Below are 22,188 nucleotides of genomic sequence, written 5' to 3'. Positions count from 1 at the left end.
AAATGGACGTATTGAAATTGCTTGCGAACGTTGAGATCGTGAAGGTCGAAAACTATAAGAAAACGGACGCCGTGGGCGTCGAGTCGGACAGTCGAAAATCCGTAGACGGTAAGCTCTTTTTCTGCCTGAAAGGAAGCGCGTTCGACGGCGCGGAATTCGCCGCAGAAGCGGAAAGAAACGGAGCCGCGGCGATCGTCTCCGAGCGGGAAATCCCCGTTTCTATCCCCTTGTTTCTCGTTAAAAACGCAAGGAAAGCATTTGCCATCGCCTGTGGTAACTTGTATGATAATCCGGCGGGGAAGATGAACGTCGTTACCGTCGTAGGTACGAACGGGAAGACTTCGACGACGGAAATTCTGTCTTCGATCTTTTCATACGCCGGATTTAAGACCGCGACCGTCGGGACGCTCGGTTATAAGATCGACGGCGAGAGAAAGGAAGGAGTCTTGACGACGCCTGATCCGATCGATTTGCATTATAATTTGTCTCGGATGTTTAAGCAGGGCGTCGAGTACGTCTTTATGGAAGCGTCCGCACACGCGATTCATTACGATAAACTCGCGGGAATTAAGGCGAAAGCGGGGATTTTGACGAATATAACCCAAGATCATTTGGATTTTTTCGGGAATATGAAGCGATATGCGGACGTAAAGCTTTCGTACTTTTGCCATCCGAACACGGCGCTTGCCGTCGTAAATTCCGACGATCCTTATGCCGTTCGATTGCTGGAAGACCCGAAAGTTCCGACGATTTCTTACGGGATCGATAACCCTGCGGACGTCTTCGCGATCGACGTGGAAGACGGGGAAAAAGGTCTGTCCTTTACGATCAATGCGTTCGATTGCATATTCGATATCGTATGTCCGCTTTGTGGAATATTCAACGTGTATAATATTATGGCTGCGACCGCTACGGCAATGTATATGGGAATCGGCGCGGAGACGATCAAAAAGGCGCTTGCGAATATGGAAAAGATCCCCGGTCGGTATGACGTTCGGTATTTGAGAGAGAGGCGCGTCGTGATCGACTACGCGCATACTCCGGACGGACTGTCGAATCTTTTGAGAGCGGTTCGCTCTCGCGCGGACGGCAGCGTCTTTACCGTCTTCGGATGCGGAGGAAATCGCGATAAAACCAAGCGTCCGCTGATGGGAAAGATCGCGTCGGAGTATTCCGATTTTACGATCGTGACGAACGATAATCCGAGGTTTGAAAAGGAAGAAACAATCGCATCCGAGATCGCATCCGGAATCCCGAGCGGCTCGAAATTCGAGATCGTCCTCGATCGCGCCGCAGCGATCCATAGAGCTTTCGAGCTTTCGAAAAGCGGCGACGTTATCGTGATCGCGGGAAAGGGTCACGAAACCTATATGGATATTCAAGGCGAAAAAAAACCGTATAGCGACGAAGAAATTCTCCGAGAATTAGAAGAGTAGGTGTTTCTTGGAAAAATTCGGAACGATCATCGGCGCGATCCTCGCGCTTCTGACATCTTTTCTCGTGGGCGTCGTCTTTGCGCCTCTCGTGATTCGGCTTGCGAAGCGGTTGCATGCGGGACAACCCATCTTGTCTTACGTCGAGCAGCACGCGGCGAAAGCGGGAACGCCGACTTTCGGCGGTTTTATCTTCCTCGTACCTTCGCTTTTGACCGTGATCGCTTTTTCCGTAGATCGCGGATTGTCCGTCGGACTCATCGCCGCGTTCGTTACGGTTTCTTTTTCCGTTCTCGGTTTCTTGGACGATTTTATCAAGATCCGAACGAAAGACAATATGGGGCTCAGACCCTATCAAAAGATCGTCGGGCAGGTCGCGATCGCGTTGATCGTTTCCTTTTATGCGTTTCGGAGGATCGGAAGCGGGGTTTTTCTTCCTTTTTACGGGAAAGAGGTCGACTTCGGAGTCTTTTACGTTCCGTTCGCGGCGTTCGTCTATCTCGCGCTTTCCAATTGCGTGAATCTGACGGACGGGATCGACGGTCTCGCGTCCAATACCTCTCTCGTTTATTTGTTTACGTTCGGCGTCGTCCAAATTATCTGTTTATTTACTTCGGAAGCGGAGCCGACGTTGATCTTTTTTACGTTCGCTTTGATCGGGGGCGTCGCGGCGTTTTTGCTTTTTAACACGAATCGCGCGAGCATTTTTATGGGAGATACGGGGTCGCTTGCGCTCGGCGGCGCGTCCGCGGCGATCGCGCTTTTTACAAAACAGCCGTTTTTGATCCTTTTCGTCGGAATAACGTACGTCGTTTCGGGCATATCCATAGTATTGCAAGTCGCCTATTTCAAATGGACGCGCGGAAAGCGAATCTTCCTGATGGCACCTTTTCACCATCATCTCGAAAAGAAAGGGCTCGGCGAAGCGAAGATCTGCAACCTCTATTTTACGATCACTTTGATGATGGGCGCGCTTGCAATTCTGTCGGTGGTGGTCGGACTCTATGCGTTATGAAAATAAAAACGTCTTGATAATCGGTCTCGGAGAAAGCGGGAAAGCGAGTAAATCGTTTTTGGAGAAGAGAGGGGCAAGGTGCGTCGTTTACGACGATTTTTCTTCCTCTACCTTCGGTGCGTCGGATCTTTCGCGTTTGGATTTTGCGGTCGTAAGTCCCGGGATTTCCTTAAAGCACGCGTTGCTGTCGAGGCTCCGTGAAAACGGGATCCCCGTCCTTTCCGAAATCGATCTCGCGTTTCTCAACTGCAAGAGCAAAAACGTTTTTGCCGTCAGCGGAACGAACGGGAAAACGACCGTCTGCTCGATCCTCGGAGAAATGCTTTCGACAGAGCGGAAAACCTACGTTTTGGGAAATATCGGCGTTCCGTTTATTTTCCAAGCGGCGAAGATCCGATCGCGTGATCTCGTCGTCCTCGAAATCAGCAGTTTTCAAATCGAGCAGAGCGTCGTCTTCGAACCCTTTGCGGCGTGTTTGACGAACGTCGGTGAAGATCACCTCGATCGTCACTTGACGAAAGAGCGGTATCGCTCTATCAAACTTTCGCTTCTGAAAAACGCGAAGTATTCCGTTAAAAACGCGGACGATCGGAATCAAGCCTCCGTTTCCGCGGATTATACATACGGGCTTTCCGAAGGCGCGGATTATCGCTTGATCGGTCGCGAGATCGTTTGCGCGGCGGGAAGGTTTCGTCTGCCCGAAATTTCGCGCGGGAAAGCCTTCGATCTCGATTTTCTATGCGCTTTCGCGTTATCTTCGAGCGTCTTTCGACCGGATCGGAAGTATTTGAAAGCGTATTCGTCGGTAAAACTTCCGCCGTTTCGAAACGAATTCGTCGGGACGTTTTGCGGCGCAGAGGTTTTCAACGACAGCAAAGGAACGAATATCGACGCGACGCTTTTCGCTTGCTCGTTGCGGGAAACACCGACGGCTTTAATCCTCGGAGGAAGTGATAAGGGCGAGTCGTACGCGCGCTTGTCGGAAGGGATCGGACCTCGGATCGAGCGGGTTTATCTTACGGGCGCAAACGCTGCGGAGATCTATTCTTCGGCGGATCCCGCGTTTCGCGCGAAATGCGTTTTGATGCCCGACCTCGAAAGCTGTTTGATCCATTTTAAGAGCGATCCGCTTTCGGCGTTGCTGTTTTCGCCGGCTTCGGCGTCTTTCGACCGATATTCCGATTACGTAGAAAGGGGGGAGCGATTCAATGCGTTACTCGAAAAGCACGGCGCGCGACTTATCCGTTAAACCCTTTCTTTCCTTGGGCTCGTCGCCGTCCGAGCGTTTTTATCGGGTGTTGAACGGAAAGATCGTCGTTTTGACGCTCGGGATCGCGCTTTTCGGTCTGTTGATGATTTACAGCGCGAGTTCCTACGTCGCGAAAAAGAATTTCGGCGATTCGTTTTATTACGTCAAGAAGCAGACTGTCGCGCTCTTCGTCGGAACGGCGGCGATGTTCGGCGTTTCGAGAGTGAAAACGCAGACGATCAAAAAGATCCGTTACGTCATTCTCGCGGTTTCGTTTCTTCTTCTCGTCGTGATCTTTATCCCCGGGCTCGGCGTGGAAAGTTACGGCGCGCGCCGCTGGATCAATCTCGGGTTTATGACGATGCAACCGTCCGAGATCGCGAAATTCGGCTACGTCGTTTTCGCGTCGTCCTATTTGTCCGAAAAAGGGATCGGGAGATGGCGGGATCTTTTCGTCGTCGGAGGGGTCGGCGCGGCGATGTGCGTCCTCATAATGCTCGAACCCAATATGAGCATAACGATGTGCGTGCTATGCGTGATGTTGTTTATGCTTCTCGTAGGCGGGATCGAGATCAAAAAACTCGCGCTTTTGGCGCTGCCGATCCTTGCGGCGATCCCGCTTTTGATCTTTCTCGAACCCTATCGGTTGAAACGCTTGGCGGCGTTTCTCGATCCTTGGGCGTCTCCGAAAGGAGAAGGGTATCAATTGATCCAGTCCTATTACGCGCTGTGCAGAGGCGGCTTTTTCGGCGTAGGGCTTTTCGGCAGTCGTCAAAAATATTTGTTTTTACCTTTCGCCGAATCGGATTTCATTTTTTCCGTGATCGGGGAAGAACTCGGCCTTTTCGGCGCCGTTTTTGTTATGACGGCGTTCGGCGCTTTGATCTGTTTCGGATTCCAAACGGCGTGGAAGGCGCGCGATCGTTTCGACGCGCTTCTTTCCGCGGGGATTACTTCGGTTATCGCGGTGCAGACGGCGGTCAATCTTTGCGTCGTCACGGGGTGCATCCCGCCGACCGGGCTTCCGCTTCCGCTCGTCAGCGCGGGCGGCAGTTCGCTCGTCAGTTTTATGACCGCGATCGGAGTCCTTCTGTCGATCAATCGAAAAGGTGGCAACTTTGCGGGCGACGACCATAAAATGTAATATCTTTTCGTTTGGAGATGAACTATGTCGAAATTGCTCGTAAAAGGCGGCTCCGTTTTGAGGGGCGAGTACGCCCTTAAAGCCGCGAAAAATGCCGTTTTGCCGATGATCGCGGCTTCGGTCTTGACGGGAGAAAAGTGCGAGATCCTGAACGTTCCCGAAATCACCGACGTCAAAAATATGTTGAAGATCGTGCAGGCGCTCGGGACGAAAGCGTCGTTTGAAGACGGAGTCGTATCGCTCGAAAGTACGGACTTGTCGCGTTTCAGCGTCCCGACCGATCTCGCGAAGGAACTTCGATCGTCGGTCTTTCTTCTCGGCCCCGTTCTCGCTCGGCTCGGGAAAGCGGCGGTCGCGTACCCCGGAGGGTGCGATATCGGCGTTCGCCCGCTCGATATACATATTAAAGGTTTGCAGGAACTCGGGATCGCGGTCGAAGAAAGTCACGGGATGATCTATTGCGACGCGTCTCGTTTAAAGGGCGCGGACATTATGCTAGACTTTCCGTCCGTCGGCGCGACGGAAAACCTTATGATGGTCGCAAGTCTCGCGAAGGGCAGGACGCGCATTCGAAACGCCGCGAAAGAACCGGAGATCGTCGATCTTCAAAACTTCATAAACGCGATGGGTGGAAAAATCTGCGGAGCGGGAGGAGGGACGATAACGATCGAGGGGGTGAAGAAACTCCACGGCGTAAGCTACGAACCGATCCCGGATCGGATCGTCGCGGGGACCTTGTTGATCGCCGGCGCGACTTGCGGGGGTGAGATCGCTTTGACGAATTGTCAGCCCGAGCATATCGAGCCCCTGCTTTTCAAATTGAGCAAATCCTCTTGCTTTATCGACGCGCGAAGTGATAAAATTATAGTACGCGGTTACGCACGAACGCGGAATTTCGATAAACTCGAAACTCAACCGTATCCCGGATTCCCGACCGATCTTCAATCGCAGATGATGACTTTGATGTCGGTTTCGGAAGGGACGGGCGTGATCGTGGAGAACGTTTTCGAGACGAGGTTTCGCATCGTTCGCGAGCTTATTAAAATGGGCGCGCTGATCACGGTGAAGGATCGAACGGCGATCGTTCGAGGGGTTAGAAATCTCGAAGGCGCGTCGGTTTCCGCAGGTGATCTCCGAGGTGGGGCTGCGCTCGTGATCGCGGGCGTGAAAGCCGAGGGCTACACGACGATCGAAAACGCGTTTCATATCGACCGCGGATACGAAAAGATCGAAACCGTTATGAATCAATTGGGAGCGGACGTAAAGAGGTTATAATGAGAAAGTCAAACATAATGATCGCCGTCTTTGTAAGTTTATTGATCGTCATTCTCGTGATGGTCCTTTTGACTTGCACGGTGTTCGTCGTCCGCCATATTTCCGTCGAAGCGGCGGTCTCCTCCGATCTCATAAACGAGGAGGATATTCGCGAGTCTTCCGGGATCGCGATCGGTCGAAGCATTATTTCGATCAATAAAGCGAAATCGAAAGCGGAGATCGAAAAGGCGAATCCTTACGTCGAAGTCCTCGATATCGTCCGTCGTTTTCCGAATAAAGTCATCATTAAGGCGACCGTCCGCACCGCGATCATGAAGATCGCTTCTTCGGATATGACGTGCGGCGCGATCGTGGATTCTTCTTTGAAAATATTGGAAGTCGTTTCGTACGATGAATTTTTGGCGCACGGAGCGACCAAGGTCGAAGGCGTGTCTTTCGATCCGCCCGCGCTCGGCGCGCTTTCGCTCGTCGGTTCGAAATTCGATTTTTCGGAGGACAAAAAAGGAGCGTTGCTTCCCGTTATCGCGTCTTCCGCGGAGGAGCCCGCTTTGGATTTGTCCGGGACGAGCTTTTTGACCTTCTTCAAAAAGATCGATATTCGCGAAGACGGCGAAAACCTTCGCGTTTACATCACGACGAATACCGGCGTGATCCTCGTTTTGGATACGTCGCTTTCCACTTCGATCTATCAGCAGCTCTATCTTTGCAACTATGTCTATACTTCGGAAGATACTTCCAAAGATCTTTCCCGCGGCTATATCGCGCTCGATAAGGATTCGTCCGTCGTCGCGTATAAGTGGATGGAAAATTTGGAGTGACGATTTCGCCCCGAATCACCGCATTTTCGCTTTTTAATTGCTCGTTTTAATATTGACAATATCCCTATTTTCTTTTATAATAACTAAATAGGGGGTAGTATGCCGTTTTTGTCAGACGTTACCGTTATCGATATTGGCTCGAAAAGCATTTGCGCGTACAGAGCGGAAAGACTTTCGGAAGATAATTTTTCCGTAAAGAGTTCTTTCGAGATGGAGTATAGCGGGTATATGGACGGAAAATGGCTTTGCCCGGAAGAGCTTTTCCCGACCGTCTCGAAACTTATCGACAGGATCGAAAGAGGGTGCGGAAAAGTAAAAAGCGTCGTCGTCGGAATTCCCGCGGGGTTTTGCGCGCATCGCGTCGTGAACGCGCGCGTCACTTTTCCGAAAAAGAAAAAAATCACGCCAACCGATCTTTCCGAGCTTTATGCCTTTAACGATCCCTTTTCTTCGGGAGATTGCGTGCGCTTGCTCGCGCTTCCGATCGGGTTTTTGACCGAAGAGGGCGAAAGCGCGACGGACGCGGTCGGTCTCGTTACGAATTCGCTTCGCTGCCGAATTTCCTATATCGGCGCTTACGCCGAGATCCTTTCCGACTTGAAGCAGGTCTTTTATCGGTGTGGGATCAAAGACGTCTCTTTTCTTCAATCGGAGTACGCTTCGGCGGCGCATTTGTTCGGCGCGGAAGAAAGGGAGTCGGGCGTCTTGGTCGCGGATATCGGCTATTTGGCGACGACCGTCCTCTATCTCGGCGGCGCGGGCGTCCTCGAAATGAAGACGTTTTCCCTCGGCGGTGGCTTCGTTCCCGCCGGTCTTTCGGAAGCGTTGGAGATCCCCTTCGGCGCGGCGGAATATCTGTCGAGCCGCATCAATCTCGGATATAAGGACGAGGGCTTTTACGAGTTCGATTACGAGACGAATCGCTATTCGTTTCCGATCGGCGAAGTAAACGAAATGGTTAAAGAATGCGTCGATTACGTCGCGTCGTATATCGGAAAAGCGTTGGAAGCTTTTCGGTTCGACCTGCCGTCCGACGCAACGCTGTATTTGTCGGGCGGTGGTTTTTCATCCGTTCGAGGCGCGCGTGAATATCTGTCGAAAGCTCTTTCGAGGAAGGTCGAGTACGTCTTGCCTTCCGTCCCGAATTTGAATAAGCCGTACTACGCGACGGCGGTCGGGCTCTTAAAGGAAGCGTTAGGTTCGGAGAAAAAGCATAGATTCGGCATTTTGAAAAAGTTGTTTGGCAAATAGGAGGTTCGTATGGAAGAAGAATATACGAGTGAAAGTGGATTATTCGAAGGCGACGTCGCGGATCTTGACCCGAACGTTTTGGTCGAGCGCGTTTGTAAGATCCTCGTGATCGGCGTCGGCGGCGCGGGAAATAATGCGGTCAACCGCATGATCAAATCGGGAATCACGAGCGCGGAATTCGTGTCTGCGAATACCGATAAGCAGGATCTGATCTATTCCGTCGCGCCCAAGAGAGTCGTTCTCGGCGCGCAACTGACGAAAGGTCTCGGCGCGGGTTCCAATCCTTCGATCGGTAAAAAAGCCGCGGAAGAAAGCCGCGAGATTATCAAGAAACTCCTCGACGGAGTGGATCTTCTTTTCATTACCGCCGGTATGGGCGGTGGAACGGGGACGGGCGCCGCGCCCGTCATCGCGAGCATCGCGCACGAGCTTGGGATCCTGACGATCGCCATCGTGACGACGCCTTTCCGTTTCGAAGGAGAAAGAAGGATCGCGCAAGCCGAAGCGGGTATCAACGAGCTCAGGCAGTACGTCGACACGCTCCTCGTCGTTCCGAACGAGAAATTGCTTGAAATCATGCCGAAGGGGACGAAGTTCTCCGAAGCGTTCTCCTTTGCGGACGACGTTTTGCGTCAGGGTATTCAGGGGATCGCGGATCTGATCGTCAAACCCTCGATGATCAACCTTGACTTCGCGGACGTGAAGACGGTCCTGAAAGAAAAAGGGTTCGCTTTGATCGGTATCGGCGAAGCGGAAGGCGAGAATCGCATGGTGGACGCGGTCAGCGCTGCCGTCAATAATAAGCTTCTCGAAACGAATATCAGCGAGGCGACCGCGGCGATCCTCAATATCACGGGCGGCGAAAACCTCGAACTTTCCGAAGTCGAGGAAGCCGGAATGATGGTCAGAAGAGTTTTGAATCCCGAATCGATGGTTATTTTCGGAGCGGACGTGAACGAAGCGCTCGGCAATAAAGTCGTCGTAACGATCATTGCGACCGGATTTAAGCACGCGGCGTCCTCGACTCGCACGAAGCCGAGCGGATTCGGCTCGAAAACGACCTATCCTCCGATCAATCGCCCGCTCCAAAAGGAATCCCAGCCTTTAAGCGGCGGGTTCTCCAAAGAACCTCCCGTCGGGCAGGATCGTCCGTTCGCGCAAAAGCGCAATCCGTTCAGCCGTTTTGATGAAGACAGCGGCAGGATCCCGGTTTCGGATAACGATCTTCCTCCTTTTATGAAAAAATTGAAAAAGTAACGATTTTGTGAAAGGATCGGTGAAAAACGCCGATCCTTTTTTTTGTCTTTTGTCGGTCGTTTTCGACGTTTTCTTTAAAAAACTTCTACGCGCGCGCGTGTTATAGTTTAGGAATGGAGATCATCGTCGAAGCGGTACTTATCGATAATTTTTGCTTGGATCTGTTTTTGTCGTACGCCGCGACGCTCGCCGTTCGGCGAAAAACCGAAGTTCGTCGGTTTCTTCTCGCCGCTACGATCGGGAGCGGACTCGCGCTCCTTTCTCCTTTGGTCCTTCGATTTGCGCTGCTCTATAAAATCGCGACGCTGTTTCTCTTGACGGCGATCCTCTTCGGAAAGGGGAGTCTTCGCGAATACTTGATTTTTACTTTCGTTTATGCTTTTATCAACTTCACGTTTGCCGGCGTCCTGTCCTTTTTCCTCGGCGGAACGCTGAAACTGTCGTTTATCGGATTGGATCGAGGGCTTATCGTAGCCGCAGTCGCCGCGTCTTGTTTCGTTTTTCTCTATTCGTTTCGCCAAATAAACGGCTTGCTGAGGGAAAGGCGATCCGTAAGCAAGCTGGCGAGGGTGGAATTCGTTTGCGGTGAAAAACGTTTCGAACTCTCCGCGCTTTTCGACACGGGGAATCTTTTGACGGACGAGGACGGAAACGACGTCATCTTGATCGATGAAAAATCCATCGACGCCGCGAATCTTCCGACGATGGGGTCGATCCCGATCCGAACGGCGAGCGGGAGCAAGGTCCTCCCGCTCGTGAAAATTCCGGAGATCAAGATATATTCGGAGGACGGTGAGAATAGACTTACTAACGTGACGGCGGCCTTGTCCGACCTTCCGAAAGAGTACTCGGTGATACTGCCATACAAATAAGGAGAGGTAAAGATGCTTGAAAGAATCAAAAATGCGTTACGGAAATTCTTTGAGAAGTTCGATTTGTTTTCGCGCCGAAAAGAAGTCTTTTTCATTTACGGCGAGTCGTTGCCCGCGCCCTATACGCCCGAAGAAGAAAGAGACGCGCTTGAACGCTGTCGCGCGGGCGATCCGAAAGCGAAAAACGAGATCGTCGAGCATAATCTTCGTTTGGTCGTCTATATCGCGAAAAAGTTCGAAGGAAGCGTCAGCGACGTCAGCGATCTCGTCTCCATAGGCGCGATCGGACTGATGAAAGCGGTTCAATCCTTCGACCCGACGAAGAATATCAAACTCGCGACGTTCGCGTCGCGTTGCATCGAAAACGAAATTTTGATGCACCTCAGAAAGGTCGTAAAAAGAAAATGCGAGATCTCGTTGGACGAACCGATCAACGTGGACGTGGAAGGAAACGAACTTCTTTTGTCCGACGTCGTCGGGACGGAGCCGGACGCGGTCTATAAAGAGATAGAGAAAAAGGACGAGATCGAAGAGCTTTATCGCTCGTTCGAGACACTGACGAAGCGGGAAAAGGCGATCATCAAGATGCGTTACGGACTTATGAACACCGAGGAAAAGACGCAAAAGGAGATCGCGGATATGATGGGGATCTCGCAGTCCTACATATCGAGACTCGAAAAGAAAGTCCTCGGAAAACTCAAAAAAGAAATGGCAAAATTTGTATAAAACGGATATTTTTGTCGAATACTATGTTCGTGCCTTTTACATAGGAGGACTGTATGGCACGAAAGGTAAGTATTTGCGGGATCGACACGAACGAATTGCCGAAATTGACGCAAAAAGAAAGCTCGGAATACCTGAAACGGATCAAAGAGGGGGACAAAGCCGCGCGCGAAACGTTTTTGCTTGCGAATATGCGGCTTGTCCTTTCGATGGTTCACCGTTTCCCAAACGCAAACGCGGATCCGGACGATCTGTTTCAGGTCGGTTGCCTCGGGCTTGTAAAGGCGTTGAACAATTTCGATTTGAGACACGGGGTTTTATTCAGCACCTACGCCGTCCCGATGATCCTCGGCGAGATCCGTCGCTATATTCGGGAGTCGAACGGAATCAAGGTCAGTCGCGCGATGCGTGACGTCGCCTATAAGGCGATGCAAGCCAGAGAGTCGCTGGAAAAGAAGAACGTAGCCGATCCGAGCCTCTTTGAGATCGCGGAAGAAATGGACGTTCCCATAAAAGAAGTCGTCTGCGCGCTGGATGCGATCGCGACGCCCTTGTCTTTATACGAGCCGATCTCGGGCGGGGATCCCGATTCTCTGCTCGTAATGGACGGGATCGTCGGCGAAAAGAACCCCGAGGACGGCTGGACGGAACGATTGGATCTGAAAAAAGCGATCTCAAAACTCCCGAAAAACGAAAAAGAAGTCATCTATTTACGCTATTTCGTCGGGAAAACGCAAACCGAAGTCAGTAAACTTTCGCATATTTCGCAAGCGCAGGTCTCGCGACTCGAAAACAACGCGATCAAGAGGATCAAAGAAGAGCTTTCGGTCTGACTCTGTATCGCGCCGTTCTCGAACGATCCTTCTTTAACGGTTTCGTCGCTTTCTTCGTCTTCGAGCCTTATCATATTTGCGAGCTTTTAGAAATATGCTTAATTATGAACGAATTGACTTTTTGCGAGCTCAGAGGAAAAGAAATCGTCAATATCGCGGACGGACGGCGGCTCGGTCGGATCAACGATCTTGCGCTGACCTGTAACGGCAGAGTCCTCGGCATTATGGCGCCCGGGGATAAATCCGCGATCAAGAGTTTTTCGGGGAAGGACGCCGTCTTTATCCCGTGGCAGAATATCGTAAAGATCGGCGATGACGTGATCCTCGTGAATTTGATGATCGCATCCTTTCCGTCCAAAGCCTGAATCCTTTCGGGAAAATAGTGTTTTTCCTTGCAAAAAAACGCAATATATAGTAAAATAACGGCGAAAGCAGCGGGAAAACCCGCGGAAAGGAGCGGTTATGAAGTGCTTATATTGCGGTTCGATGGAAAGCAAAGTCATTGATTCAAGGGTCGCGGAAGACGGCTCTTCGATTCGCAGAAGGCGCGAATGCCTGAATTGCGGTCGCCGTTTTACGACTTATGAAGTCGTCGAGCGTATTCCTGTCTTCGTGATCAAGAAGGACGGGACGCGCGAGCTTTTCGATTCCGCGAAACTCCGCGGAGGCATCGTAAAAGCATGCGAAAAGCGCCCCGTTTCCTATGAGAGCATCGAAAAACTCGTTTCCGATATCGAAAAGACCGTCTATAATCTCGGCGTAAACGAAATTTCCAGCGATAAGATCGGCGACGAAGTGATGAAAGGATTGAAAAACCTCGACGAAGTCGCTTACGTCCGTTTTGCTTCCGTCTATAAAGAATTCAAAGATATCGATACGTTCCTGTCCGAGATCGAAAGGATCCTCGGGAAAAAATAATGTTGGAGCGCGCGTATTCCGGTCAGGAAAAACCGATCAAAAAGATCCTGCCGGAACTCTTTCCCGAATTGACGTATTCCGAAATATGCGCCTGTCTTCGCCGCAAGGACGTTAAGGCGGACGGAAAGCGCGTCACGGGAGAGGAGAGGATTTCTCGCGGCGTGATTTCGATCTATCCCCGCGCGCAAAAAACCGTAAAAGTTTTATATGAGGACGAGCATTTGCTCGCCGTCTATAAGCCGAAAGGGATCGCAAGCGAGGGCGCGGGTTCTTTCGAATCCCTCGTAAAAAAGGAAAAGGGCGAATCCTGCGTCCTTATGCATCGACTCGATACCAACACGGACGGAGTCCTGCTTTTCGCGAAAGACTCCGCTTCGGAAAGAGAACTGTTTCGCGCGATGAAAGAAGGGCTTATCGAGAAGACGTATTCCGCGGAAGTGTACGGGTTTCCGCCGATCCGCGGCGAAATCGAATTGAACTATTATTACAAAAAGAACGAAGCCGAGGGCAGGGCGATGATCTCCGATCTTCCGAAGGAAGGATATATCCCCGTTTCGATCTTCGTTTCCGTCGAAAAAAGGCAAGACGAAAGCTCGATCGTAAAGGTGCGCCTGCATAAAGGGAAAATGCATCAGATCCGCGCGATGCTCGCTTTTTACGGATATTTCATTCTCGGGGACGGTAAATACGGCGACGATCGGATCAATAAAGCGCTCGGTATCAAAAAGCATCGCCTGACGGCGACGTCCGTTTCTTTCTCATTTCCCGAAAATTCCGCACTTTTTTATTTGAATCGAATCACGATCCGTATTTAGACGGCGGCTTGTACGTTTTAGAGGCGTACAAGCAATATTCGCTTTTTGTCGGAATATAAAATAATACCTTATTTCGGAGGTATTATTTTTTTGATCGAGAGCATCCTCGCGCTGTTATCGGGCGCGTTTTGTCTGACGAGCTATATCGAGAAAAACAATGTTTTTCCGAAGCCGTTTACCGCGAAAGAAGAGAGGGCGTGTTTCGAGCGTTATACGGCGGGCGATCCGAAAGCGCGCGACGAACTCGTTTCCCATAATATGCGCCTCGTCGTTCACGTCGCGAAAAAGTACGTCGACGCGCTCGATCCGTCGGATATGATCAGCATCGGTTCGATCGGTCTTTTGAAAGCGATCCGAACTTTTCGATACGATAAAGGGACGCAATTCGCGACCTACGCCGCCCGCTGCATCGAAAACGAGATTTTGATGGCGATACGCGCGAATAAAAAGCACCGCGTTTGCGTCTCGCTGACTTCTTCGATCGGATCGGATAAAGACGGAAACGAGATCACGTTGATGGAGACGATCGAGCAACCGGACGGCGACGTGGCGCAGATCGTGGAGAAAAAGGAATCCGAAAAGCAACTCGGCGAGATCGTAAAGGAAGTTTTGGACGAAAGGGAATACACGATCATCAAATACCGTTACGGGCTCGACGGCGCGGACGTCCTTCCGCAGCGCGAGATCGCGAAACGGCTCGGGATCTCCCGATCCTATATTTCTCGGATCGAGACGAAAGTCCTTCAAAAACTCAAAGGATATTTGATCGAACAAGGGATTGAAGGATAAGCAAAAAACCTCGGAAACTCCGAGGTTTTTTGAAAAAGTGAGTTAATCTGTAAGCCGAGTTCTGTATTAAACGGTCATCTATCTAGACGCGCAGTTACCTACGCGTTCAAGCGAACGTCGGATAGTGGCGGACCGCGTTAAAACCTATCCTCTCTTGCACCAAGTGGGGTTTACCTGGCCGCTTCGTTACCGAAGCGCCGGTGAGCTCTTACCTCGCCATTTCACCTATCGCCGCGGCGAAAACCGGGCTGTATATTTCTGTGCACTTTCCTTAAAGTCGCCTCCACCGGTAGTTAGCCGGCACTCTGTCCTGCGGTGCTCGGACTTTCCTCATCTTTCGATGCGACCGTCTGGTTAACTCACGTTTTGCATTATACCACTTCGAAACGCCGATTGCAAATGATTATTTTGATCGTAAATCGTAAATACTTCGTTTATGATTTTCTATCTTGCGAATAAGCTTTTGTATTTCTTAACGAAACTCTTTTCGAAAAGAACGTACGAGTACGGGAAGATCGAATCGGACGAAGACGCCGTCCGAACGCTGAATTTTCTTGCGAAATCCCTTCGAAACGTAAAAAGCGGAGGGGCGGGGGTCTCCGTCTTTCCGATCGCTTTTTCTTTGAGACAATGCTATCGAACCGTTCTTCGGAAGAAGGGTCGCGGCTTGGATTTGTACCCTTTCGAGAAATGGATTCTTGAAAATTATCGGTTGCTGTACGGCTCTTTGAAGCGCGTTCGAGCCGCGGATTTCGTCTCGTTGCCACACACGGACGGCGCGCCGCGCGTTTGCGTTCTCGCCGATTTTATCGTTCGATATTCGGGGGATCTTTTGACGAGGGAAAAGATCGAGAACGTCGTTCGGACTTTTTCGATCGTTACGCCCTTAACCTATCCAGAGCTTACCGCTCTCCGCGACGCGATCGCGTACCGACTTTTGCTCGAACTGTCGGAAATATTCGTCCGTTCCGTTCGGTATTACGGGAATCGCGTGCGCGCGGAAAAACCGAAATTCAATTCGAAGTATCGCCTTTCGGACAGTTATCTTTTTTATTACGCGACTTTTCGCGGAGAGCAAATCAAAGCAGTCGAGCGCGCGCATCCCGAAATCGATTTCGACGGCGCGAGACTCGGATTCGAGAACGATCTGGCGGCGAACGAGCATATTTCGGCGACCGCCGTAAACGCGCTCAGAGATTTATTGAGGACGTTTCCGGACGAAAGTTTCGTTTCGCTTTCGAAGATCAACGAGATTTATTCGGAAGACGAAGACTATCGCTCGATGTCCGACGCCGCCCGAAAAGATTATCTTTCCGTAACTTTCGAGACGGCGAGAAAACTTCAAACGACCGAAAGCGTCGTCGCGCGCGCGTCGCTCTTTCTCGCGAAGGAATGGGACGTCCACTTTGGAACGGTTTTGTACAAATGCGAAGCGAGCGTAAAAGAGTATCTGAAAACGGGCAAGACCGAAAAACCGCCGCTCGATAAAAGAAAAGTGCAGGGCGGCTACGCGACCGCTGTGCTCGGAATCTCTTTGCTTGTCGCGGCGTTTCCCGCCTATTTTCTTCGAACGGTATTTTCCTATTTTGCCGTTTTGCCGCTGTTTATCGCGGCATTGCACCCCGTCGAATACTTGATCAAGAGGTTTTTATCCGCCGCAGGCGTAAAACGCCCCGTGCCGCAAATGGACTACGAAGTTCTGCCCGAGAAGTGCAAAACCGTCGTTGCCGTGTCAAGGTTTCTCTCGTCCGAAAAGGATATCGACGAAGCGATCCGACATATCTCGATCATAGCGGCGACTTGCACGGATGAAAACGTCGCATATTCCGTCGTGGCGGATTTCCCCGAGAGTGACGCTTCGCGAACGGAAAGAGATGAAAAACTGCTTTCGTATTTGCGAGAAAAGGAGTTGCCGCCGCGCGTTTCCGTCTTGATCCGTCATCGGGAGAAGATCGGGGGGAAGTGGGTTGCCTACGAGAGAAAACGCGGCGCTTTGCTTTCTTTTTTATCCGCCGTTTTGAAGTCGGATTTTTCGAAATTCGATCTTTTCGGCGATCCTCCGCAGGGCGTCTTCGCCGTCTTGCTGGATGATGACAGCGCCGTCCTTCCCGGGACGATCAAAGCTTCCATCCTTGCTTTGAGCCATCCTTTGAACGCCGAATACGATCTTTTGACGTTCGGCGGAAAGGTGAATCGCTATTCGCTGACGACTTTCTATTCCGAAAAATATTCTCGTTCCTGCGCAATCGAAGCCTATCCTTTTTACAGCGATTTTTACGCGGATCGATTCGACGCGGCGAGCTATTCCGGAAAAGCGATCGTTCGCATCGAGCCGTACGTTCGGAAACTATCGGATTTCTTCCCCGACGGCAAAATTTTAAGTCACGACGTGATCGAGGGAGCGGTCCTTCGCTCTTCGACGGTTAAGCGGTGCGTTTACGAAGACGCGCCAAAAACCTTTGCCGCCGACGTTATGCGGGAATCCCGTTGGCAAAGAGGCGACGTTCAACTGCTTCCGTACGCGCTTTGCCCGAAGATTCGAAAGAAAAGCGGAGAGCGGATCGTAAATCCGATCGCGCCGATCTATAAGCTCGTTTTGTTTATCAACGGCTTCTCGGTCTTTTCCGACGCTTGTCTCTTTACGCTCGCCGTCGTCGCGCTCTTTCTGAACGCTCATTTTATGCTGTTTTACGCGCTTTCGATCCTGTTATTCGCCCACGTTTATGCGCTCGTCGCGTCCTTTCGTTCGGTTTTCGGAAGAGTGCGGCTTCGCTACGTCTTGACCGCCGTTTCGTTTTCGATCGGAAATCTCGCGGAGCGATTGTTTCTCGCGCCGTTTCGAGCGTTGAACGGAGCGTATTTGTTTTTCGCAACCGTTTTCAAAATGGCGACGCGCAGTAAGACGCTGCTTCAATGGACGCCCTTTCGAAAAACGCAAAAAGCGGGCGGCTTTGCGGACGGAGCAAGAATCGCGCTTCCTTCGGTGATTCTGTCCGCCGCGCTCGTTCTCGCCCTCGGAAACGTCTGGTTTACGCTCTATGCGTTTCTATTTTCCGTTTATCTGTTTTTCCTGATCCTTTGCGGAAAGGATCGAAAAGAAAAACCGCTCGAAGAAAAGGAAAAGAACGTCCTTCTTTCTTACGCAAAGGATATTTATTCCTATTTTTCCGAGCAAAGCGAAGACGGTTTGATCCCGGACAATTATCAATATTATCCGTTTGAGACCAAAGCGAATATGACTTCTCCGACGAATCTCGGCTTTTGGATGCTCTCGGAAGTTTGCGCCGCGCTCCTTTCTCTCGTCGACCGAAAGACCGCTCTCGAACGGATAAAGCGGATCTTCGATCAAACGGAAAAACTCGAAACGTGGAAAGGTCACCTTTATAACTGGTATGACGTAAAGACGCTCGAAGTAAAAGCTCCGCGCGTCGTCTCTTCCGTGGACAGCGCGAATTATCTCGCGTGTTTATCGGTCGTCTGGGCGTTCGCGAAAGAAGAGAAAGCGTTCGACCTCGCTTCTCGGATCGACGCCGCGATCCGTTCGGCGGACTTTACCGCGCTTTTCGATAAGACCGATAAACTCCTCGCGATCTCGAAAAACGTTCCCGAAGATCGTCTGTACGGAAGATACGATCTTCTTGCTTCCGAATCGAGGCTCGCTTACGCGTTTTTGATCGAGCAGGGCGTGGATCCGACTTGCTATTTTTCCCTCGGAAGGGATTGCTCTTCGCTGCGCGGGAACACGCTTTTGTCTTGGAGCGGAACGGCTTTCGAGTATATGCTTCCCAGACTGTTTATGAAAGCGCCGAAGGACGCGTTTCTCGGCGTTCAGGAAATAAAATCGTTTGCCGCGCAATTCGACGATCGGGTAGAAGGCGTGTTCGGGCGATCGGAATGCGCCTATCACGATTTTAACGACGCGACGGCGTATAAGTATAAAGCGATCGGGGTAAATTCTCTCGCTCTTTCCGAAGAATGCGCGAACGTGATCGCGCCTTACGCGACCTTTCTCTATCTTCCTTGCAATCCGCGCGCTTGCGTTTCGAACCTCGAAAATCTCGAAAAATTGGGCTTACGAGGAAAGTTCGGTTTTTACGAATCCATTGATTTCGACGCGGGCGGCGCGGTCGTTCGAACTTTTATGACCCATCATCAGGGGATGAGCCTCGCCGCGATCACGAACGCCTTGACGGGGGACGCCGTCGTCCGACTCTTTAACGAGCGCGTCGAGAACGCTTCCGTCGCTCTTTTGCTTGCCGAAGAGAACGTCTCGTCGAAACAACCGATGAGGGTCTCGATTTGCGCCGACCGCTCTCCCATGAAAGAATCGCTTTCTTTTTCGCCCGAAGAGCCCGCTTCCGTTTACGCCGCGAAGGACGGTTCGTATTCGATCGTCTCGGATTCGCTCGGTCGAAGTTTTTCCTGTTTTGACGGGAAGCGCGTCAATAAGTTTTCTTCTTATCGACCCGAAAAGGGCGGTTTTTTCTTTCAAATCAAGGAGAACGGGGAGATCTTTTCTCCGACCTTTTATCCTTTGTGTGAAAAAGACGTCCGAGCGATTTTTTCGAGCGGCGGCGTAACGTATGAAAACGAAAATCGCGGAGTTTCACTCGAAACGTATCTTTTGTCGGGTTATAACGGAGAAATGCGGAAATTGACGGTCGTAAACGACGGTGACGAAGATCGAAAAGTCACGGTCTCCGGTTTTCTCGATCTACAACTGAACGGGACGGACGCTTACGATTCCCATCCCGCATTTTCCGATCTGTTCGTTTCGACGAGAAGAGAGGGCGAGACCGTCTATGCGAAACGGACGAACGCGCGCTGTGAAACGGAGATCGCCTCGTCCCTTACGGTCAAAGGATTGGAAAATCTCATTTTCAACACGAACCGATATAACGTCCCGGGGCGGGATGGGATCGAGGACACTGCGGAGGGCGTCAAACGAGATCTTGCGCCGCCGTTCGGCGACGTTTTATATCCTTGCTTTGCCTTTTGCGGTGAAGTGACCGTTCGCCCGCATTCCAAACGCTCGATTTACGTTTTTATGCTTGCGGCGAAAGGGGAAGAGGAAGTAAAAAACAAAGCGGAAAGACTCTCGCTTGCCTTTCCCGCGGGCGCGTTGGATCTCCTCGGGCGATCGAAAGAAAAAAGGATCGATCTTTCGGAAGTCTCCGATCTCGGAAGCAAACTTCTTTTCTCTCGTCCGTCGAACGATGCGATCCGAATGCGCTTTCTTTTGAAGGATAAGCTTGCCGCGCTCTCCGTTTCGCCCGAAGAAAAGATCGCGTATTATCGTCTGGATAAAGGATGGAAAAAGGAGGTCGTCGAGCGGTTTGTCGAGGCTTCGGTGTTGCTCGTGTCCTGCGGGATCGATCATAAGCTCGTGGTTACTGCGGAGAACGTCGGCGGGGCGGGCGCGGACGGATTGTCGTTTGTCCGAGGAATAACGGCAAGTCATCCGAAAGTCTCGGTCTTTTCGGTCGAAGAAGGGAAGGATTTCGAGAAATGCGCGTGCGTTCGCTATCCTACGAAAACAGAAGAGCGAAGAGGGTTTCCGAAACTCCCGAGGGTTTTCGAAAGAAACGATTCGTCCGCCGCCTTCCGGTTGGTCGAGGAGAGCGGAGAGGGCGGATTTTCGGAAAGCGGATATGAAGTCCGCCCGTTTGGCAAAAAGACCCTTTTACCCTATGCAAACGTCGTCGGCGCGAAAAAAGGCGGATTCGTCCTTACCGAAAGCGGCGGTGGTTTTTCGTTCGGCGAAAATTCCAGAGAGGATAAACTCTCCGTTTGGTTCGGCGATGCAATCTCGGATGCTTCTCCCGAAACCGTCCTTTTGTCTTCGGACGGAAAGACTTATTCGCTTTCTTCGTTTTCCTGCGTTCATTCGATCGGATCGAGCGGTTTTTCCCGCGAGATCTCGGGCGCGTTCGTGAAGATAAACGTCTTTCCCGTCCAAAGCGGAGAGACGAAGATTTTCGAGATCGTTTTGTCTTCCGACCCTCGGAAGGAAATCCGATTGTCCTTCGAGCTTATACCCGCGCTCGGGTGGCGCGGTTCGGATGCGATCTTTTCCGAACGGATCGATGAGAAGATCAAGCTGACGAACGCAAGCAACGGAAAAAGCATTTTCGTCTATGCGCTCGGCGGCGACGCGACGGTCGATCTCCCGAAAGCGTCGGGCGAACCCTTCGTCTTTACTTTCTGCAAACCGCTTGAAAAGGGCGCGTTTCGATTTGCGATCTCTTCGTCCGATCAAACGATTTCCGAGAAAGATTTGCCCTTATCCAGCGCGAAAACGCTTTCGGATATTTTTCGAAACGCGATCACGGTTTCTTCTTCCGATCCTGCGCTCGACCGGTTGTATAATTTTTCGTTGCCGTATCAGGTGCAAAGCGCTCGCTTGAACGCGAAGGCGGGTCTGTATCAAGTCAGCGGCGCGTTTGGGTTTCGCGACCAACTGCAAGACGTTTTGTCCCTTTTGATCTCTTGTCCGGCGAGGGCGCGCGAACAGATCCTGCTCGCCGCGTCGCATCAGTTCGAAGATGGCGACGTCCAGCATTGGTGGCATTCGCCGAGGACGGGCGTTCGAACGCGCATTTCCGACGATCGACTTTGGCTTTGCTTCGTGACCGAAAAATACGTTTCCGTTACGGGCGACCTTTCGATCCTCGACGAAATCGTTCCGTTCCTTTCTTCCGATCCGCTCAATGAGGGGGAGCAAAGCCGCTATGAGATCCCGCTCGTCGGATCGAGCGCGCCGCTTCGCGAGCATCTTCTTCGCGCGATCCGCGTCTCTCTTTCCTACGGCGAACACGGACTTTTGAAGATCGGAACGGGCGATTGGAACGACGGACTCGATCGCGTGGGTGAAAAAGGGCGCGGCGAAAGCGTTTGGCTGACGGAATTCGCCTATGCCTGCATTAAAAAGTGTTTGCCGTTTTTCGAGGAAGAGACGGCGCGTGAACTGAAAAGAGAAACGGAAAAACTTTTCGCGGCTTTAAAACCTTTGTTTAAGGGCGGCAGATATCCCCTGTGTTTTACGGACGGCGGGGAGTGGCTCGGTTATAAAACCACGCCGAAATGTACGATCGCTTTGAATCCGCAGACTTGGGCGATCCTTTCCGAAGCGACCCCGAGAGCGGACGCCGAGACCGCGCTGGGCAGCGCGAAAGAACTCGTCGATCCGTCGAACGGGATCGTTAAACTCTCCGCGCCGCCTTTCGACGAAACTTCGAATTTCGGCTATATCTCCGCTTATCCGAAGGGAGTTCGCGAAAACGGCGGACAATATACGCACGCCGCGGTTTGGTACGTCAAGGCTCTCTTGGAATGCGGAAAAGCGGAGGAAGCGTATCGCGCGATCCGAAGCCTCAATCCTATCCTTCGGGCGAAGACGAAAAAGGGCGCGGAGGTCTATAAAGGCGAACCCTACGTCCTCGCGGGAGACGTCTACGGCGCGGAGCCGTACGCGGGAAGAGCGGGTTGGACTTGGTACACGGGAAGCGCGGCTTGGCTCAAATACACGCTGACCGAAGACTTTTTCGGGATCAAAAAGCGAGGCGATCGGCTGTACTTCAAGCCGTGTTTGCCCGCCGCTTTCGGAGCGTTGACCGTCCGAATCGATCTCGGTGGGGTCAAGATCGAGGCGAATTATCGCCGCGGCGGGAAACCCTCGCTCCTGTTTCGCGGAAAAGAAGTCGCGTTCGTTCCGCTTTCCGAGTGCCGGGCGGAAGAAAAGATCGAAGTCACCTTCGTTTAACGCGGAATCTCTTGATAAAAGATCGGAGGCGTGG

At 51.7% G+C, this 22,188-nt stretch carries 16 protein-coding genes and 1 other RNA gene; 16 read left to right on the top strand and 1 reads right to left on the bottom strand.

Annotation, left to right across the window (positions count from 1 at the left end; genetic code table 11):
* The first annotated feature begins 2 nt into the window (after positions 1-2).
* The 15 genes from K5753_05950 to sigK (K5753_05880) all read left to right on the top strand — a co-directional run bounded on the left by K5753_05950 (position 3) and on the right by sigK (K5753_05880) (position 14,392).
* On the top strand, positions 3-1,436 hold the full coding sequence (locus K5753_05950) for a UDP-N-acetylmuramoyl-L-alanyl-D-glutamate--2,6-diaminopimelate ligase (protein ID MCR4726738.1): 1,434 nt from the start codon (positions 3-5) through the stop codon (positions 1,434-1,436).
* A gap of 7 nt (positions 1,437-1,443) precedes the next feature.
* Entirely contained in the window at positions 1,444-2,448 is a 1,005-nt protein-coding gene (mraY, locus tag K5753_05945; GenBank protein MCR4726737.1) for a phospho-N-acetylmuramoyl-pentapeptide-transferase, read from the top strand.
* Entirely contained in the window at positions 2,438-3,697 is a 1,260-nt protein-coding gene (gene murD / locus K5753_05940) for a UDP-N-acetylmuramoyl-L-alanine--D-glutamate ligase (protein ID MCR4726736.1), read from the top strand. Before mraY ends, murD begins: the two co-directional genes overlap by 11 nt.
* Positions 3,657-4,841: a putative lipid II flippase FtsW gene (gene ftsW / locus K5753_05935; protein ID MCR4726735.1), complete on the top strand. Its 1,185-nt coding sequence runs from the start codon at positions 3,657-3,659 to the stop codon at positions 4,839-4,841. The genes murD and ftsW overlap by 41 nt, the downstream gene beginning before the upstream one ends.
* Before the next feature lie 24 nt (positions 4,842-4,865).
* Complete coding sequence (gene murA, locus K5753_05930; protein ID MCR4726734.1) at positions 4,866-6,116, top strand: UDP-N-acetylglucosamine 1-carboxyvinyltransferase; 1,251 nt, start codon at positions 4,866-4,868, stop codon at positions 6,114-6,116.
* Entirely contained in the window at positions 6,116-6,934 is an 819-nt protein-coding gene (locus K5753_05925; GenBank protein MCR4726733.1) for an FtsQ-type POTRA domain-containing protein, read from the top strand. The genes murA and K5753_05925 overlap by 1 nt, the downstream gene beginning before the upstream one ends.
* 99 nt (positions 6,935-7,033) lie before the next feature.
* On the top strand, positions 7,034-8,185 hold the full coding sequence (locus K5753_05920) for a hypothetical protein (GenBank protein MCR4726732.1): 1,152 nt from the start codon (positions 7,034-7,036) through the stop codon (positions 8,183-8,185).
* Positions 8,186-8,194: 9 nt separating this feature from the next.
* Positions 8,195-9,442 carry a cell division protein FtsZ gene (gene ftsZ, locus K5753_05915; GenBank protein MCR4726731.1) on the top strand — a complete coding sequence of 416 codons (1,248 nt, stop codon included), beginning with the start codon at positions 8,195-8,197 and terminating at the stop codon, positions 9,440-9,442.
* A gap of 113 nt (positions 9,443-9,555) precedes the next feature.
* The gene (locus K5753_05910; protein ID MCR4726730.1) at positions 9,556-10,314 is read left to right on the top strand and encodes a sigma-E processing peptidase SpoIIGA; all 759 of its coding nucleotides are present in this window, start codon (positions 9,556-9,558) and stop codon (positions 10,312-10,314) included.
* Between the two features lie 12 nt (positions 10,315-10,326).
* On the top strand, positions 10,327-11,040 hold the full coding sequence (gene sigK, locus K5753_05905) for an RNA polymerase sporulation sigma factor SigK (protein MCR4726729.1): 714 nt from the start codon (positions 10,327-10,329) through the stop codon (positions 11,038-11,040).
* Positions 11,041-11,093: 53 nt separating this feature from the next.
* Positions 11,094-11,870: a sigma-70 family RNA polymerase sigma factor gene (locus tag K5753_05900; protein ID MCR4726728.1), complete on the top strand. Its 777-nt coding sequence runs from the start codon at positions 11,094-11,096 to the stop codon at positions 11,868-11,870.
* 104 nt (positions 11,871-11,974) lie between these two features.
* On the top strand, positions 11,975-12,235 hold the full coding sequence (locus K5753_05895; GenBank protein MCR4726727.1) for a YlmC/YmxH family sporulation protein: 261 nt from the start codon (positions 11,975-11,977) through the stop codon (positions 12,233-12,235).
* A 97-nt stretch (positions 12,236-12,332) separates the two neighbouring features.
* Entirely contained in the window at positions 12,333-12,788 is a 456-nt protein-coding gene (gene nrdR, locus K5753_05890) for a transcriptional regulator NrdR (GenBank protein MCR4726726.1), read from the top strand.
* Positions 12,788-13,603, top strand: a complete 816-nt coding sequence (locus tag K5753_05885) for an RluA family pseudouridine synthase (GenBank protein MCR4726725.1) — start codon at positions 12,788-12,790, stop codon at positions 13,601-13,603. The genes nrdR and K5753_05885 overlap by 1 nt, the downstream gene beginning before the upstream one ends.
* 84 nt (positions 13,604-13,687) lie before the next feature.
* Entirely contained in the window at positions 13,688-14,392 is a 705-nt protein-coding gene (sigK, locus tag K5753_05880) for an RNA polymerase sporulation sigma factor SigK (GenBank protein MCR4726724.1), read from the top strand.
* A 34-nt stretch (positions 14,393-14,426) separates the two neighbouring features.
* On the opposite strand, the gene rnpB is transcribed toward sigK (K5753_05880), so the two are convergent.
* Positions 14,427-14,754, bottom strand: an RNA gene (rnpB, locus tag K5753_05875) — RNase P RNA component class A.
* A gap of 74 nt (positions 14,755-14,828) precedes the next feature.
* Between rnpB and K5753_05870 the strand changes: the two genes are divergently transcribed.
* Positions 14,829-22,154 (top strand): hypothetical protein, encoded by a 7,326-nt coding sequence (locus tag K5753_05870; protein ID MCR4726723.1) that lies wholly within the window; start codon positions 14,829-14,831, stop codon positions 22,152-22,154.
* Positions 22,155-22,188 lie beyond the last annotated feature (34 nt).

This window comes from Clostridia bacterium, assembly GCA_024685775.1.
Classification (GTDB): Bacteria; Bacillota; Clostridia; order Christensenellales; family CAG-1252; genus CAG-1252.
This window is presented reverse-complemented; position numbering and strand designations above follow the sequence as displayed.